We start from the raw sequence: 16,117 nt of genomic DNA, 5'->3' as shown, positions 1-16,117 counted from the left end.
ACTATGTGGTATTTCGCTTGGATTTTAGGTGTACTTTTGGCCTGTACCTTAGGTGTTATAAATGTAATGTGGTACGAGTTTCAGCAAAACAAAAACAGCATTGCTGATGATGAACAAGACATGCATGATTTATTAAATGATGTTAACAACACAAAAGATGACGACTAATCCCCAACCAGATCGCGCGCAGCAGCAATCACTGCGCGCTTTTTTAAAGCGTCAAAGTAAACCCGCTGCAATGTGGTTAAAATTAAGCATTGCATTGGGTACTTTTAACGCATTACTAATGATTGCAGGTGCTTATTTACTTGCGCAAACCATTCACAACGTTATGTTTGAAGGTCATAACTTAGCCCAAGTTACTTATTTACTATGGCCCTTAGCAGGTATTATTTTATTACGCGCAGTATTTTTGGCGCTAAGTGAACGTTTGAGTGCATTTGCTGCACTTAAAATAAAGTCGGCTATGCGCCAAACACTTCTAAATAAGCTCAGTTTACTTGGGCCAAGCTATATAGAACAACACGGCCAAGGTGCTACATTAAATACCCTACATAATGGCGTAGAAGCACTCCACGACTATTATGCTAAATACTTACTCGGTGTTGCTTACAGCGCGCTTATTCCGCTGGCAATATTGGTTGTTATTTTTCCGACAGATTATAAAGCTGGGCTGATATTTTTATTAACCGCCCCGCTCATTCCTTTTTTCATGATTTTAGTTGGCTCTAAAGCCGAAGCTTTAAACCAAAAACGCTGGAAGCAACTTGCTGTGCTGGGCAATTACTTTTTTGACCGCGTTCAAGGTTTAACACAACTCAAGCTATTTAATGCAACACGTATCGAACTTAAACAAATCGCTAAGATTTCAGATGATTTTAGACACGCGACACTCGATGTTTTAAAAATCGCGTTTTTATCATCGTTTGCACTTGAGTTTTTAGCCACCATTAGCGTGGCATTGGTTGCTGTAATTATTGGTTTTAGATTGTTTTTTGGCACTCTTGATTTTGCTACTGGCTTTGTGGTGCTACTTTTAGCGCCTGAATTTTATTTGCCATTGCGCCAACTGGGGAGTCATTATCATGCACGCTTACAAGGTATTAGTGCGGCGGCCGATATGGTTGCGATTTTAAATGCCCCACTACCAAGTGACGAAAATACATCAGTAACTACAACCAAGCCTGAAAACAACTTAACTTTAGATACAATTAACTCAATAAATATTACCAACCTTAATTTTATATATCCCGACAGTAACGAAGGGATTAAAAATATAAATTTAACACTGCCAAATAAAGGCTTAATTGCAGTTGTGGGCAGTAGTGGCTCAGGTAAAAGTACGTTGTTTGATTGTTTGTTAGGGTTTCACCCTGAGGTGATTAACCACCTATCTATTAATGAGCAGAGTTTAAGTACAACCGATATTACTTACCTACAAAATAATATTGCATGGATACCACAAAAAGCGACGCTGTTTTACGACACCATTGCTGCCAATATTAAACTGGCCAAACCAAATGCCACACAACAAGAGCTTGAGCATGCAGCAAAGCAAGCGGGTGTGCTTGAATTTATAAATACCCTACCCGATGGTTTTAACACACTAATAGGTGAGCAAGGCGAAGGGCTTTCTGGCGGTCAAAAACAACGTATCGCACTGGCTCGCGCATTTATAAAACAAGCACCAGTCTTAGTGCTTGATGAGCCTACAGCGCACCTTGATAGCCAAACAGAGCAACTTATTCAAAATGCTATTAGTGAATACGCTAAAAATAATTTAGTGTTAGTTATTGCTCATCGGTTAAATACCGTAAAACATGCCAGTAATATCATTGTTATGCGCGATGGAAAGATAGCTGAGCAAGGTCACTTTGAAACACTTGCAGCGCAAAATGGAGCATTTGCTGATTTATTAAAAATGGCTAAACAAGGGGTGGCACATGACTAATTTTATTCGCTTATTAAAGCTTTGTGCTCCTCATTACAAAGCTATGCTATTAGGTACATTTTTAGCGACGATTACGGTATTAGCTAATGTGGGCTTGTTGGCTATATCAGGCTGGTTTTTAGCATCAATGGCGGCTGCTGGTATTGCGGGCGTACAAATGAATTACTTTACCCCTGCCGGCACGATTCGGTTTTTAGCTATTGTGCGAACTGCATCGCGATATGGCGAGCGCCTAGTTACTCATAACGCCACGTTTTTATTACTCAGTGAAATACGTACCAATGTATTTGCAACGTTAAGTAAGCTTAACAATGTTGATTTAGCAATGAGCCGTAGCGCTGATTTAGTTAACCGATTACAAAACGATGTAGACGCGCTCGACAAGTTTTATTTAAACGTTTTACTGCCTATGCTGGTCGCGCTTTTAAGTGTGCCAATCATCATGCTGTTTATGTCGGCCTATAATGGCAACGTCGCCCTTATTTGCTTTACTGGCATTATACTTATCGGTGTGGTTATACCTGCCCTACTCAGCGCAAAGCTCACTAAAAACAGCCATAAAGAAACACAACTGAGTGCACAGCTTCGCTCTGAGCTTTCAGATACACTCACAGGACTTAGAGAGCTTAGTATTTATCAAGCCCGTTCACAGCAGCTTAATAAGTGCGACAAATTAAGCGAGCAGTACAATCAGCAATTATTTATTCGCCACAAAGCACTGGCAAACTCAGATGGGTTGAGCTTGTTGGTTGTTCAATTAGCCATGCTTGCTAGCATAGTAACCATAGTGCCATTGGTTTACGCCAATATTATGGTAAATGTAGAGCTTGCTATGTTGAGTTTATTTGTACTGGCAAGCTTTGAAAGCGTATTACTGCTACCCAATGCGTTTATTGAGCTTCCAAGTGTATTAAAAGCAGCAGAGCGATTATTTACGCTTGAAGATAAAGCCGCTAGTTCGCAAATTGAAAGTACAATTATAGAGGCAGATGAAAGCTTTAGTGCGCAAAATAACACATTGGCACTTAACAATATCAGCTACCAATATGGTGAACAAACGGCACTAACTGATGTTAGTTTTGAGCTGATGCCTCAGCAAAAAGTAGCGATTGTAGGTAGAAGCGGCAGCGGTAAAACCACGCTTGTAAATTTACTTACTGGTTTATGGCCTTTGCAACAAGGTAGCATCACTCTAAATAATCAAAATAGTGTTGTTAATTTACATTCATTAAATAGCGATATACGCGCAAGTGTTATAAATATACTCGCTCAGCAGCATCATATTTTTGATGGCACATTAAGTGAAAACTTACGTTATGCTGCGCCAAATGCAACTAAAGAGCAAATGATTGAAGCGCTCTCGTTAGCCCAATTGAGCCCATGGTTTAATGAGCTAAAAGAAGGCTTAAAAACACGATTAGGCACTGGCGGGCGTAACGTATCGCAAGGTCAATCTAGGCGTATAGCCATTGCGCAAGCATTACTTAAAAGCCCCGCTATTTTAGTCCTTGATGAACCAACAGAGGGGCTTGATAATCAATCTAAGCAAGGGGTAATGCAAGCAATAATGCATGCTATGAATAACGCGAGCGTGCTGACAATTACGCACGATCCCGCTCTTCTTGCTCAAATGGATAATGTCGTATGGTTAGAAGACGGTAAAGTGGTTGCGCAAGGCTCTCATAAGGAGCTCAGTGGCACTTATCCCGACTATGTTGCGCTAACTACTCGGTTTTAAACGCTGGACAATAAAAAACCACCTTCGATTTATCATCTAGGGTGGTTTTTTAATGCTTAAAGCAAACGCGCTAATTATCTTACAATGCCGCGCTCTGAGTTTTTTACAAAATCGATCATCAACTGCACTGCTGGATACTTTGCAGCATCTTCCGTGAGAGACTCAATCGCTTCGTCTGCACCTAAACTCTTACGATAAAACGCTTTATAAGCACGGCGTACCGCCATAATTTCATCACTTTCGAAACCACGACGTTTCATGCCTTCTTTATTGATAGCTGCAGGGCCTGCTGGCATACCAATGGTAGTAACAAATGGTGGTACATCTTTATTAACACCTGAATACATACCAATAAAAGCATGTGCACCAATTTTACAAAATTGATGAACACCCGAATTACCACCAAGGATAACCCAATCACCTACATGTACGTGGCCGGCAACGCTTGCGTTGTTAGCAAAAATTACGTTATCGCCAATTACCGCGTCATGTGCAACGTGTGTATAAGCCATAAATAAGTTATTACTACCAATTTTAGTAACGCCTTGGTCTTGAATTGTTCCACGGTGAATTGTGGCACATTCACGAATAACGTTGTTATCACCCATGATCAATGTGGTTGGCTCGTTGTTGTATTTTTTGTCTTGGCAGGCTTCGCCTACAGACGCAAATTGAAAAATATGATTGCTAGAGCCAATCGTCGATGGCCCTTTCACAACAACGTGAGACTCAATAATACAGTTATCACCGATAACAACATCATTGCCAATATAACTATATGGGCCAACTGAGACATTGTTGCCTAGTTTCGCGCCAGGTTCGATTATTGCTGTAGAATGGATCACAATTAAAACTCTCTTCTAGCACACATAATTTCGGCACTACATACTAATTTGCCATCGACTTTTGCTTGAGCTGCGAATTTCCAAATATTGCGGCGCTCTTTTAAAAATTCAACATGAAGATGCATAGTGTCGCCTGGGATCACCGGCTGCTTAAAACGGGCATTGTCTACAGCAGCAAATAAGTAAAGCTCATTTTCGCTACGGTTTTCAACTGTTTTAAAACCAAGTAACCCTGTTGCTTGTGCCATTGCTTCTAAAATTAACACACCTGGAAAAATAGGCTGATTTGGAAAGTGCCCAGTGAAAATAGGTTCGTTTATAGAAACATTTTTAATAGCATGCAAAGATTTACCTGGTGTAAAATCAATAACACGGTCAATTAGTAGCATCGGATAACGGTGCGGTAATAAAGCTAAAATTTCTTGAATATCAAGGCTATTTAATTCGTTTGCCAAAATAGCATCCTTATTAGTGTTCAACGTTTATGACTTAGTCAGTGCTTCTAGCGCTTTAAGACGAGATTTCATGTCTGAAAGATTTCGCAAATGAGCAATAGACTTTCGCCATTCTTTGTTAGTTGTATGGGGCATACCAGATGAGTAAATACCTGGTTCGGTGATTGATTTTGTCACCATACTCATGCCGGTAATTATAACACCATCACATACAGACATGTGACCATTAATTGCAACCATGCCACCAATCTGGCAATTCTTACCAATGGTTACACTTCCTGCAAGTACGGTGCAGCCAGCGATTGCTGTGCCTGAATTAACTTCAACGTTGTGTGCTATTTGACATTGGTTATCGATAATAACATTGCTATGAATTATGGTGTCATCGAGTGCCCCCCGGTCAATTGTGGTGCTTGCACCAACTTCAACCTTGTTGCCTATAATAACCGATCCAAGCTGAGGTATTTTGATCCACTGCCCTCGCTCGTTTGCATAACCAAATCCATCACTACCCACAACACTATTTGCTTGAAACAAACAATCCGAACCAATTTCAACGTCATGATAAATAGTCACACTAGGCCAAAGCTTAGTACCTGAACCTATTTTAACACGTTCGCCAATAAAACTGTTCGGACCAATCTGTGCGTTATCGCCAATAACGGCACCAGCTTCAACCACGGCATTAGCACCAATAGCAGCACTTGGACTTATTACAGCCGTTGGATGAATAACAGCACTAACATGGATACCCGTAGATGCTGAGCGTGGCGTTGTATCAATTAGTTGCGCTAGTTTTGCATAGCTAACATAAGGATTCGCAACAATGATTTTGTTACCATTAAAATATGGCGCATCGGCTTCACTTACAATCACAGCACTGGCTTGAGTAGTTTGCAGTTGTGGGCGGTATTTTGAGTTCGCTAAAAATGCAATATGCCCAGTACGGGCATTTGCAAGTGTCGCTATTTTTTTTATTTCTAAAGCGCCATCACCCTGAAGTTCGGCGCTTAGAAGTTTCGCGATTTGCGAAAGCGTATAATTTTGCATAGAGTGATTATTTCTTGCTAACAGCTGCTACGACTTTATCAGATAAATCAGTTACTTTTTTAGGATTAAAGTAAATAGTTGTATCTTTTACTTTAACTTCATCAAAGTCGCCATCTTTAGCAATTTCTTCAATCGTTGTAATAATTAAACCTTGAACTTTCGCCAGTTCTTGGTTTTGACGTGTTTTTATTTCTTGCTCTAGAGGACGACCTTTTTCGGCAAGGTTTTTTTGCATGCCTTGAATTTTATCGCGCAGTGTATCTTTTTGAGCTTGGCTCATCGTTGTGCTTTCGCGCTTAAACTTCTCAGCTTCAAAACGAATATCGCCTTGTAATTTTTCAAGCTCTTGACGACGCTCTGCGAACTCTGATTGTAATGATTGTTCAATTTTAGCCATTTGAGGAAGCTGCTTGTAGATTTCTTGCATATCTACTATGCCTACTTTATGTGCTAGTGCACTTGCAGAAGTACCCATCATTAACGTTGCTAAAACAGCTACTGCTGTAGATTTAAATAATTTAGTCATAAAAAACTCCTTTAGAAAGTATTACTAATATTAAAACTAATTGTTTTTGTATCGTCATCTTCTTCTTTTTGCAATGGATACGCAAAACTAATCAGCATTGGACCCATTGGGGAGATCCACTGTAGTGATAAACCGGTTGAAACCCTAAAACGCATCGGATCTGAATAATCATCTAACTTAGCACGCTGTTCCGATAGTAAGTTTTGAAAACGATCGACGTTAAACTCTGTGTCCCATACGTTTGCAGCGTCAACAAAGAAACTCGTACGAACTGAGCTAGTGTTCTCTTCATCTAAGAATGGTGTAGGGACAATTAACTCCATACCAGCCACCGCTTTAGCATTACCACCTATTCGACCTTGAGCTGATAATACATCAAACTCAGGTGCGCCGCCTATACTACCAGTTGTAACGCCATCCGGATCCGGTGTACCTGGAATCGATAGTGGTCCACGAGATACTGCACGAGGTAAGATTGTATTTCGGTCAAAACCTCGTAACTCCATTTCAGTAATACGGAAATACTCTTGGAATGGCAGAGTTTGATCATAGCCATTTGTTGAACCATAACCATTGCCGTAACCAAGTGCAGCACGTGTTGAAAACACCCAACGGTGATCGTTTGAAATTGGCCAGTAAAAACGCGAATCATAGTTCAATTTAAAATATTGAAGATCTGAATTAGGCGTTGTTGCTGTTAGGTTCAAGGTTTGGCGCGAGCCCGCTGTTGGGAATAAACCTCGGTTCACAGTAACACGAGACCAACCTACACTTAACTCATATTTAGTAAAGTCAAAGCCTTTATCTGGATTCTCTGGGTCTAGAAAAGTTTCACGTAGTACTCGTGTTTGCTCATATTCAGCAATATCCGATAGCTCTTCTTGTATCCACCGAACTCCAAAATTAACCCTGTTAATTGCATCAATTGGAAAACCTATATTCGTACCAAGTCCATAGCTTTTTGATTTATAATTAATAAGGCTAAATGCGCTTGCATCATAGTTACTATAAAAAATACTACTACCTTGTGATACACCATCAGGCGTAAAGTACGGGTCTGTGTAAGATACACTTACGCGTTCAGAGCCCTTAGACGTATTTATATTAAAACCAATTTGGTTACCAGTACCTAAAAAGTTAGATTCTGTTACACCAATATTGAATTGTAGCCCTTGGTAAGAACCATAGGCAAGACCAGCATTAAAGCTACCTGCCGACTGCTCTTTTACAGTAAAGTCTACGTCAACTTGGTCGTCAACACCTGGTACAGGCACTACATTAAAGTCAACTTTTTCCATATAAGTTAAACGCTGAATTTGTAACTTTGAACGCTCTAGGTTTTGATTAGATAACCAAGCACCTTCTAACTGGGTCATTTCGCGGCGCAACACTTCGTCTGACGTATTTTGATTACCGCCTACAATTATACGGCGAACATACACTCGTTTACCTGGATTAACAGACAGTGTTAGCTGTACTTCTTGCTTTTCGTCATCAATTTCTGGAATTGTACGTACTTCAGCATTAGCATAACCAAATCGTGCTAAATAACTCTTAATAAACTCTTCAGAAGACGTAACGACAGAGCCGTTATATAACTCTCCAGCTCTCAGTGGAATTACACTTTTAATTAAGTCTTCACGGCCAAGTAAATCACCTATAAAGTCGAAACCTTTAACTGTATATTTAACACCTTCCGTTAAATTGGCTGTAACGTAAACAGACTCACGCTCCGGACTTACAGACACTTGTGTTGAGTCAATATTAAAACGAAGATACCCACGGTCTAAATAAAAGCTGCGAATTTTCTCTAGATCGCCTTCAACTGTTTGCTTTTGGTAACGATCGCTACCCATAAACTGCCACCAAGGCAAATCTTGCTGAGACTCAGCAAGTTTAAGCAGATCTTCATTTGAAAAAAGTTCATTACCCACTAGGTTAATTTGGCGAATAGATGCCGCATCACCCTCATCAAACTCTAATTTAAGTTTAACGCGGTTACGTGGCAGTTTAGTCACGCTAATATCAACTTTAGCGTTGTATTTACCGATACTGTGGAAAAACTCAACTAGGCCTTTTTCAATATTATCTATAACTGTCTGATCTAGGGGTTCACCTTGGCGAATATCTTGCTGATTTAACGACTCATTAAGCTGCTCATCTTTTATATCTTTATTGCCTTCAAATTCTATAAAGCTAATAGTTGGACGTTCAGTTACTTTAAAAACAACGTTATTGCCATCGCGAAGCGCTTTTATATTATCAAAGTGTCCTGAGCGATAAAGTGACTTTATTGTTTTTGAAATCGTATAGTCATCTACATTATCGCCCACATTGATAGGAATATGCGTTAACGCAGCACCCAGTGCTACACGCTGTAAACCTTCAACTTTTAGATCTTCAACAATAAAGGAGTTTTGGCCCAGGGCTGCAAAACTTGCCCCTAATAAACTTGTCATTGCCAAATGTTTTTTTATAGCCATTTTATTATCTTTATCCTATACAACTGTATTACCGCTCAACACCTCTACTTAGAGATATTTTACAATCGAGTTCTAATTAGTAATTGGTCACGTTGCAACTACAAACGCGATACATCATTGAACAAAGCGAAACATGTTAGAAAAATGAGCAATAAAGCACCCACTTTAAAACCAAACTCTTGTGTCTTTTCAGAGACTGGCTTTTTACGTAAAAGTTCAATTATGTAATACATTAAGTGTCCACCATCAAGCACTGGCAGGGGTAATAAATTGAATACACCCAAGTTAACGCTTATCAGTGCCAAAAAGCTCAAAAAGGCAACTAAACCATAGCTTACGCTAGTTCCTGCGCCTACTGCAATACCCACCGGACCACTTAAGTTTTTAACCGAAACCTGACCTGTAATTAAATTACCTATCATGTCAAAGCTAAGGGTAATCAAACGCCATGTTTCTTGTGTGCCGCGAACAATACTATCGAGTGGACCGTACTGTCTAGTCTCTACGTAACCATCAGGCCATTGCTGAACGACAGGGGCTACACCTAAAAAACCTTGTTCCATACCGTTATTATCAATACGAGCTTGAGGCGTTACAGCTATTACTTTTATACTATCTTGTCTTTTTACACTAAATTGTAAAGATTTGTTAGCCGATTGCGTAATAAGATTAACTAATTGCTGCCAATTGCTTATTGTTTCGCCATTTACAGCCAATATTGTATCGTTAACCTGCAAATTTGCATGTTCTGCCGCTGAATTTTTAGTCACTGCCGCTATCGTTAATGTTGCTTGTGGCCTAAAGGGCACTATGCCCAGTGAGCTTAGCGGTGGCACATCTTGTTGATCTAATTTCCAACCATCTAAATTAAGCGTTTTAACTCTTGGTTGAAGATTTTCATCTCGAACCGTTACCTCAACACTTTGCCCACCTAAGCTAGACATCAATGCAAATGTGGCGTCTTGCCATGTTGCGATTTCATTATCGCCAATTTTAATGATTTGCTGGCTTGGCATTATGCCCGCTTGCTCTGCGCGACTGCCTTGGGTAACACTGCCAACAACAGGCTTAACGGATTGCACACCCACCATATACATAACGGCTAGTGCAAAAATAGCAAACAAGAAGTTAGCCATGGGACCTGCGGCAACGATAGCGATACGCGCCTGAACCGATTTTGCATTAAAAGATAAATGCCGTTGACTCTGCGGTACTTCATCAACGCGCTCATCTAGCATCTTTACATAACCACCTAATGGAATAGCGGCAATTACATATTCAGTATCGTATTTATCGCGCCATTTCAATAAGGGCTTTCCAAAACCAATAGAAAAACGCAGTACTTTAACACCCGCCTTACGCGCCACCCAAAAATGACCATACTCGTGCACTGTAACTAAAATACCGAGAGCGAGAATAAATGAGCCGAGATTCCAAAAAAAATCAAACATATTAATGCGCCACTTTTGTTATAAATTCTAAAGCGCTAATGCGCGCTAATTTATCGCATTCTAGAATTTCATCTAGGCTTTGCACATTGGTATACGTCGCAGCATCGAGCGTCTGTTCATTTATTGTATATATATCGGTAAAACCAATTTTACCGTTTAAAAATGCATCTACAGCAATCTCATTTGCTGCATTAACGGTTGTAGTTGCCCCTTGGCCTGAACTACACGCATCAATCGCCAACTGTAAATTCGGGTAACGAGTAAAATCAGGTTTAGTAAACGAAAAATCACAAATATCAGAAAAGTCTAACGGCTTAACACCTGCATCAATTCGCTCAGGATATGCTAGCGCATGCGCTATGGGTGTACGCATATCTGGGTTACCCATTTGCGCTAAAATAGAACCATCGTGATATTGTACCATTGAATGGATAATGCTTTGCGGGTGGATAACCACATCAATATCGCTAGCATCACAATTAAATAACCATTTGGCTTCAATAAACTCTAAGCCTTTATTCATCATAGTGGCTGAATCTACTGATATTTTTTGACCCATAGACCAATTAGGATGCGCTACCGCTTCATTCACAGTGACACTTTTAAGGGTATTGATATCGCGAGTTAAAAATGGACCACCAGAGCCGGTAAGCAAAATTTTACTTACGCCGTGCTGTTGTAAATGTTGATCGCCTTTGGCATTTTGTAATGAAGAAGGAAGACATTGAAAAATAGCATTATGTTCGCTATCAATTGGCAGCAGAGTGGCTTTGTTTTGTTTTACTTTATCGATAAACAACTGACCAGACATAACTAATGATTCTTTATTAGCAAGCAACACTTTTTTACCCGCCTCAACGGCACTCAATGTAGGCATTAAGCCCGCAGCACCAACAATTGCCGACATAACAATATCAACATCAGGATGAGCACATAAATCGCTCATTGCTTGAACTGAGTGCATTACTAAAGTTTGACACTGAGTATTAGCTAAGTATGAAGATAACTGCTCAGCGGCTTGCTGCGTTGCCATAATTGCATACATAGGCTGATGTTCAATACACAACTCAGCCATTTTTTTTGCGTTTTGCCCTGCAGTTAAGGCAAACACATCATATAACTCTTTATTTCGCGATACGACCTCAAGTGTACTTAAACCAATTGAACCCGTGGCGCCTAAAATAACCAGTAATTGCCTGTGGTTCATAAACTCAGTGTCCACGCGTAGCACATCACAAACATTGGAGCCGCAGCCGTTAAGCTATCAATTCGGTCTAAAATACCACCATGCCCTGGTAAACAGCTACCACTGTCTTTAAGGCCCGCTTCACGTTTAAACATGCTTTCAAGCAAATCACCAACTGCAGAAAATAAAGCTATAAATGCTGTCATAATCGCATACACAGGCCAAACAACTAAATCAACATCAGTAAAATGGCAAAATATTAATACAAATATAATTGATGCAACAACACCGCCTGCTAACCCTTCAATTGTTTTGTTTGGGCTTACTTTAGGCATTAATTTATGCTTACCGAAACTCTTACCTGTAAAGTATGCACCTACATCAGCACTCCATACAATTCCTAACACAACTAAAATAAGCATAGAGCCAAAATGAGTCGACTCTGTATATTGTGCGCTTCGTAATGTATTAAGTGCAAGCCATAATGGGACAAGCGTTAATAAGCCTGCAATACCGCGCATCACTAAGCCTTCATTCCATGCTTTAGCCATCGATGGGTAACGCCATACTAAATAGCTCGCAACAATCCACCAAGCAAATGCCAGTGTAAATACATAATTTGCATCACCAACAAGTTTACCATTTTGCCATAATGCATCTATTGGCCAATGTAAATTAAGCAGTGCGAGTAACACCCCAACTAAAACAACAAACGCGCCTCTTTTAAGCTTACCGCATAAGCCCATAAAAGCAGACCATTCCCATGCCCCCAATAACACGATTGCACCAGCAAAATAACTAAATAACGTAAGCGGTGTATAAAAAACCAAAGCCAGTGCTAAAGGAGCTAGCACGAGTGAGGTTAAAATTCGTTGTTTTAACAAAATGTGACCCTTATTCTTTTAGTTTTGAGCGAGTAATTGTTTTATTTGTTCGCCCGTACAACCAAAACGTCGCTCTCTGGCAACGTAACATGCAATGGCTTCAGCAAATGCTGCTTCATTAAAATCAGGCCAAAGTGTGTCGGTAAAGTAAAGTTCGGCGTAAGCTGCTTGCCATAGTAAAAAGTTACTAATACGAACATCGCCACCTGTACGAATGAGTAAATCAGGTTCAGCCTGATCTGCCATGCTCATATGCTGCGCTAAACGCTCTTCGGTAATATCGTTTGCATTGAGCTCGCCTTTTGCCACTTGCAAAGCAAGTTGTTTCGCAGCGTTAGCCATATCCCAACGACCACCATAGTTAGCAGCTACATTTAAACACAGCCCCGTATTGTTCTCAGTCAGCTCTTGTGCAGAATATACTTTACTACGCAAGCTCTCCGAGAATCGTGATAAGTCTCCAATAATGATTAGTTTTACATTATTTTTATGAAGCTTTTTCACTTCTTTTGTTAAAACAAACAAAAAGAGCTCCATCAAAGTATTCACTTCGTCTTCAGGGCGGCGCCAGTTTTCACTACTAAAAGCAAATAAGGTTAACGATTGTATCCCTAATTTAGTACAAAACTGAACTGATTGACGCACAGCGTCCACACCTTTTTTATGCCCATATACACGAGGTCTGTTTCTAGCTTGTGCCCAACGTCCATTTCCATCCATGATGATGGCAACGTGTTTAGGTAAACATTGCTGTGAAATTGTATCAGCGTCTAGAGCCATAAATATCGAGTATTCCATAAAAAAACGCCGCCTAGTATACCCCAGACGGCGTTTCAAAACTAATAATTTTAATAGGTCCTGTCGACCTTTCAGGATTGTAATTTGTTCAATTTAGGGGCGACTTAATCGCGGCGCGAGATTTGTAACCTAGTGGACTAAGTAAAAATCGAGTAACAAAGAGTTAATCCCCCCTAGGCAGAACCCTTTGGGCAGCGCGTGTTTGGATTTTATGCGTCGTTATCGCCTAATTATGGGGAATAACCACACTACATAGGCTCTGTCTTGCTTAAAAACCAAACACACTGCTGTAAATTCAACCTCGAAAGATAAACAGGACCTTACTTAGATTTCCATCAATTCTGTTTCTTTGGCAGCTAATAGCGTATCCATTTCTTTAATAAACTTATCAGTAAGTTTTTGAATCGCATCATCTGATTGACGCGCTTCATCTTCTGATATGTCTTTATCTTTTAATAACGCTTTTACATCGCCATTAGCATCGCGACGAATATTACGAACAGCAACACGACCGCCTTCTACTTCAGCGCGTACAATTTTAATTAAATCTTTACGACGTTCCTCGGTCAGTGGAGGAAGAGGTACACGGATAACAGTACCTGCAGACATAGGATTTAAGCCTAAATCTGATGCCATAATTGCTTTTTCAACAGCTTGCGCTAAAGACTTGTCAAATACACCAATAGCCAGTGTGCGAGAGTCTTCAATTGTTACATTAGCAACTTGATTTAAAGGCGTTGGTGCACCGTAGTACGACACCATAATGCCGTCTAAAATTGCAGGGTGAGCACGGCCAGTACGGATTTTAGATAATTGGCTACCTAGTGCTGTTACACTTTTTTGCATGCGCGCTTGCGCGTCTTTTTGAATATCGTTAATCACGGTTTAATCCTAATTATTTGATTATTTCATCTGAGGCTTGTGAAGAAATAAGGGTTCCTTCTTCTTCACCCATAATTACGCGTTTTAACGCGCCTGATTTATTCATGTTAAATACGCTCAACGGCATATTATGATCGCGGGCCAAAGTAAATGCCGCTAAATCCATAACTTTTAATTCTTTTTCAATAATTTCATTGTAGCTTAAGTGGCGATAAAGCGTCGCTTCAGGGTTTTTAACAGGATCATCACTGTAAACACCATCTACTTTGGTTGCTTTAATAACGGTATCTGCTTCAATTTCTATACCACGTAAACACGCCGCAGAATCGGTAGTGAAAAACGGATTCCCCGTACCTGCTGCAAAAATAACAACACGGCCCGTTTTTAACAAGCTAATTGCTTCTGCCCAATTGTAAGCATCACACACACCATTAAGTGGAATAGCCGACATTAAACGACAATTAACAAACGCACGATGCAATGCATCTCGCATGGCAAGGCCATTCATTACGGTTGCAAGCATACCCATATGATCGCCAACAACACGATTCATACCGGCTTCGGCCAGTGAACCACCACGTAAAAAGTTACCACCGCCTATCACTAAACCCACTTCTACGTCGAGTTCTACTAGCTCTTTAATCTCTTGTGCCATACGGTCTAAAACTTTAGGGTCGATGCCGAAGCCTTCGTCTCCCATTAAAGCTTCACCACTTAATTTAAGAAGAACACGTCTAAAAATAGGTTTGCGATTGATAGTCATAGTATTGGGGCCAACTTTTATTGAATTATGGATAAAAAATAACCGCGCTTATGTTAAACATAAAAGCGCGGTTATTTTAAAGAATTTCTAGCTGTGAAGCAAAACCAAATAGTACTTTAATTGCATCTAATTTCCTTTTGCATCACAAATAGTGTGTCTTACTGACCTTTAGCAGCTGCAATTTGAGCAGCAACTTCAGCAGCAAAATCTTCTTCTTTCTTCTCGATACCTTCACCAACTTCTACACGTACGAAGCTAGTAACTGTCGCGTTTTTCTCTTTAAGAATGTCGCCAACAGATTTTTTAGGTTCCATGATGAAAGCTTGACCAGTAAGAGAAACCTCACCAGTGAACTTTTTCATACGACCAACAACCATCTTCTCAGCGATTTCAGCAGGCTTGCCTTCGTTCATCGCGATTTCGATTTGTACTTGCTTTTCTTTTTCAACAACATCAGCTGGAACATCTGAAGGTGTTAAGTATTCAGGGCTAGATGCAGCAACGTGCATTGCAACGTGCTTAAGTGTTTCTTCATCAGCAACACCTGCAACAACAACACCGATACGATCGCCATGACGGTACTCAACTAGGTTTTCACCCGTTACGTATTGTAGACGACGTACATTGATGTTTTCGCCAATTTTAGTCACTAGCTCAACACGGTCTTCTTCAAACTTAGCTTGTAAGTCTTCGATAGAGATAGTGTCAGCAATTGCAGCGTCAGCAACTTTATTAGCAAATGCTAAGAAGCTTACGTCTTTTGCAACAAAGTCTGTTTGACAGTTAACTTCTACTAGTACTGCAACACCCGCGTTTTGCTTGATGATGATAGTACCTTCAGCAGCAATGTTACCTGCTTTTTTAGCAGCTTTGGCAGCGCCACTTTTACGCATATTTTCAATCGCTAACTCGATGTCGCCATCAGTTTCAGTCAACGCTTTTTTACAATCCATCATGCCAGCGCCTGTGCGCTCGCGTAATTCTTTAACTAGGGCAGTAGTTACAGCCATTAGTAAATCCTCAAATCTGAATTCTGGTTTAGATAAGCGGGTTACCCGCTCTACAAGAATAGCAAGTCTTCACCTTAAAAAGATGAAGACTTGAT

Annotated in this window: 15 protein-coding genes; 3 read left to right on the top strand and 12 right to left on the bottom strand. The window is 40.2% G+C overall.

Annotated elements, in window-relative coordinates; genetic code table 11:
* Positions 1 to 3 precede the first annotated feature (3 nt).
* From cydX to cydC, 3 genes are read left to right on the top strand one after another with little or no spacing between them, the layout of a single operon-like run.
* Positions 4 to 168, top strand: coding sequence for a cytochrome bd-I oxidase subunit CydX (gene cydX, locus ACJJVZ_RS08345; RefSeq protein WP_138584327.1), 165 nt, complete (start codon positions 4 to 6; stop codon positions 166 to 168).
* Complete coding sequence (cydD, locus tag ACJJVZ_RS08340) at positions 158 to 1,951, top strand: thiol reductant ABC exporter subunit CydD (protein WP_405599893.1); 1,794 nt, start codon at positions 158 to 160, stop codon at positions 1,949 to 1,951. The genes cydX and cydD overlap by 11 nt, the downstream gene beginning before the upstream one ends.
* On the top strand, positions 1,944 to 3,689 hold the full coding sequence (cydC, locus tag ACJJVZ_RS08335) for a thiol reductant ABC exporter subunit CydC (RefSeq protein ID WP_405599700.1): 1,746 nt from the start codon (positions 1,944 to 1,946) through the stop codon (positions 3,687 to 3,689). Before cydD ends, cydC begins: the two co-directional genes overlap by 8 nt.
* 74 nt (positions 3,690 to 3,763) lie before the next feature.
* Here cydC and lpxA read toward each other — a convergent pair whose 3' ends face one another.
* From lpxA to tsf, 12 genes are all read right to left on the bottom strand, one after another.
* Positions 3,764 to 4,534 (bottom strand): acyl-ACP--UDP-N-acetylglucosamine O-acyltransferase, encoded by a 771-nt coding sequence (lpxA, locus tag ACJJVZ_RS08330; protein ID WP_405599698.1) that lies wholly within the window; start codon positions 4,532 to 4,534, stop codon positions 3,764 to 3,766.
* Positions 4,535 to 4,536: 2 nt separating this feature from the next.
* Positions 4,537 to 4,989, bottom strand: coding sequence for a 3-hydroxyacyl-ACP dehydratase FabZ (fabZ, locus tag ACJJVZ_RS08325; RefSeq protein ID WP_077537426.1), 453 nt, complete (start codon positions 4,987 to 4,989; stop codon positions 4,537 to 4,539).
* A gap of 27 nt (positions 4,990 to 5,016) precedes the next feature.
* Entirely contained in the window at positions 5,017 to 6,039 is a 1,023-nt protein-coding gene (gene lpxD, locus ACJJVZ_RS08320) for a UDP-3-O-(3-hydroxymyristoyl)glucosamine N-acyltransferase (protein ID WP_193155936.1), read from the bottom strand.
* A gap of 7 nt (positions 6,040 to 6,046) precedes the next feature.
* The gene (locus ACJJVZ_RS08315; RefSeq protein ID WP_077537424.1) at positions 6,047 to 6,565 is read right to left on the bottom strand and encodes an OmpH family outer membrane protein; all 519 of its coding nucleotides are present in this window, start codon (positions 6,563 to 6,565) and stop codon (positions 6,047 to 6,049) included.
* Positions 6,566 to 6,576: 11 nt separating this feature from the next.
* The gene (bamA, locus tag ACJJVZ_RS08310; RefSeq protein WP_405599693.1) at positions 6,577 to 9,048 is read right to left on the bottom strand and encodes an outer membrane protein assembly factor BamA; all 2,472 of its coding nucleotides are present in this window, start codon (positions 9,046 to 9,048) and stop codon (positions 6,577 to 6,579) included.
* A 98-nt stretch (positions 9,049 to 9,146) separates the two neighbouring features.
* Positions 9,147 to 10,499 (bottom strand): sigma E protease regulator RseP, encoded by a 1,353-nt coding sequence (gene rseP / locus ACJJVZ_RS08305; protein ID WP_405599690.1) that lies wholly within the window; start codon positions 10,497 to 10,499, stop codon positions 9,147 to 9,149.
* Between the two features lies 1 nt (position 10,500).
* A complete protein-coding gene (gene ispC / locus ACJJVZ_RS08300; protein ID WP_405599687.1) occupies positions 10,501 to 11,706 on the bottom strand; it encodes a 1-deoxy-D-xylulose-5-phosphate reductoisomerase in 1,206 nt (401 codons plus the stop codon).
* Entirely contained in the window at positions 11,703 to 12,569 is an 867-nt protein-coding gene (locus tag ACJJVZ_RS08295; RefSeq protein WP_405599685.1) for a phosphatidate cytidylyltransferase, read from the bottom strand. The genes ispC and ACJJVZ_RS08295 overlap by 4 nt, the downstream gene beginning before the upstream one ends.
* A gap of 18 nt (positions 12,570 to 12,587) precedes the next feature.
* Positions 12,588 to 13,367 (bottom strand): isoprenyl transferase, encoded by a 780-nt coding sequence (locus tag ACJJVZ_RS08290; protein ID WP_077537419.1) that lies wholly within the window; start codon positions 13,365 to 13,367, stop codon positions 12,588 to 12,590.
* A gap of 324 nt (positions 13,368 to 13,691) precedes the next feature.
* Positions 13,692 to 14,213, bottom strand: coding sequence for a ribosome recycling factor (frr, locus tag ACJJVZ_RS08285; protein WP_220492750.1), 522 nt, complete (start codon positions 14,211 to 14,213; stop codon positions 13,692 to 13,694).
* A 49-nt stretch (positions 14,214 to 14,262) separates the two neighbouring features.
* Positions 14,263 to 15,012, bottom strand: coding sequence for a UMP kinase (gene pyrH / locus ACJJVZ_RS08280; RefSeq protein WP_077537417.1), 750 nt, complete (start codon positions 15,010 to 15,012; stop codon positions 14,263 to 14,265).
* 158 nt (positions 15,013 to 15,170) lie between these two features.
* The gene (tsf, locus tag ACJJVZ_RS08275; protein WP_007376818.1) at positions 15,171 to 16,022 is read right to left on the bottom strand and encodes a translation elongation factor Ts; all 852 of its coding nucleotides are present in this window, start codon (positions 16,020 to 16,022) and stop codon (positions 15,171 to 15,173) included.
* Between the last annotated feature and the right edge of the window lie 95 nt (positions 16,023 to 16,117).

Origin of the sequence: Pseudoalteromonas sp. Ld19 (assembly GCF_045064135.1) — a bacterium.
GTDB classification, from domain to species: Bacteria; Pseudomonadota; Gammaproteobacteria; order Enterobacterales; family Alteromonadaceae; genus Pseudoalteromonas; species Pseudoalteromonas aliena.
This window is presented reverse-complemented; position numbering and strand designations above follow the sequence as displayed.

Excerpts from the sequence above, each read along its gene's own strand:
- bamA (WP_405599693.1), bottom strand. The coding sequence starts at position 9,048 with ATGGCTATAAAAAAACATTTGGCAATGACAAGTTTATTAGGGGCAAGT.
- frr (WP_220492750.1), bottom strand. The coding sequence starts at position 14,213 with ATGCAAAAAAGTGTAACAGCACTAGGTAGCCAATTATCTAAAATCCGT.
- cydX (WP_138584327.1), top strand. The coding sequence starts at position 4 with ATGTGGTATTTCGCTTGGATTTTAGGTGTACTTTTGGCCTGTACCTTA.
- cydD (WP_405599893.1), top strand. The coding sequence starts at position 158 with ATGACGACTAATCCCCAACCAGATCGCGCGCAGCAGCAATCACTGCGC.
- pyrH (WP_077537417.1), bottom strand. The coding sequence starts at position 15,012 with ATGACTATCAATCGCAAACCTATTTTTAGACGTGTTCTTCTTAAATTA.
- cydC (WP_405599700.1), top strand. The coding sequence starts at position 1,944 with ATGACTAATTTTATTCGCTTATTAAAGCTTTGTGCTCCTCATTACAAA.
- ACJJVZ_RS08315 (WP_077537424.1), bottom strand. The coding sequence starts at position 6,565 with ATGACTAAATTATTTAAATCTACAGCAGTAGCTGTTTTAGCAACGTTA.
- lpxD (WP_193155936.1), bottom strand. The coding sequence starts at position 6,039 with ATGCAAAATTATACGCTTTCGCAAATCGCGAAACTTCTAAGCGCCGAA.
- ACJJVZ_RS08290 (WP_077537419.1), bottom strand. The coding sequence starts at position 13,367 with ATGGAATACTCGATATTTATGGCTCTAGACGCTGATACAATTTCACAG.
- rseP (WP_405599690.1), bottom strand. The coding sequence starts at position 10,499 with ATGTTTGATTTTTTTTGGAATCTCGGCTCATTTATTCTCGCTCTCGGT.
- ispC (WP_405599687.1), bottom strand. The coding sequence starts at position 11,706 with ATGAACCACAGGCAATTACTGGTTATTTTAGGCGCCACGGGTTCAATT.
- tsf (WP_007376818.1), bottom strand. The coding sequence starts at position 16,022 with ATGGCTGTAACTACTGCCCTAGTTAAAGAATTACGCGAGCGCACAGGC.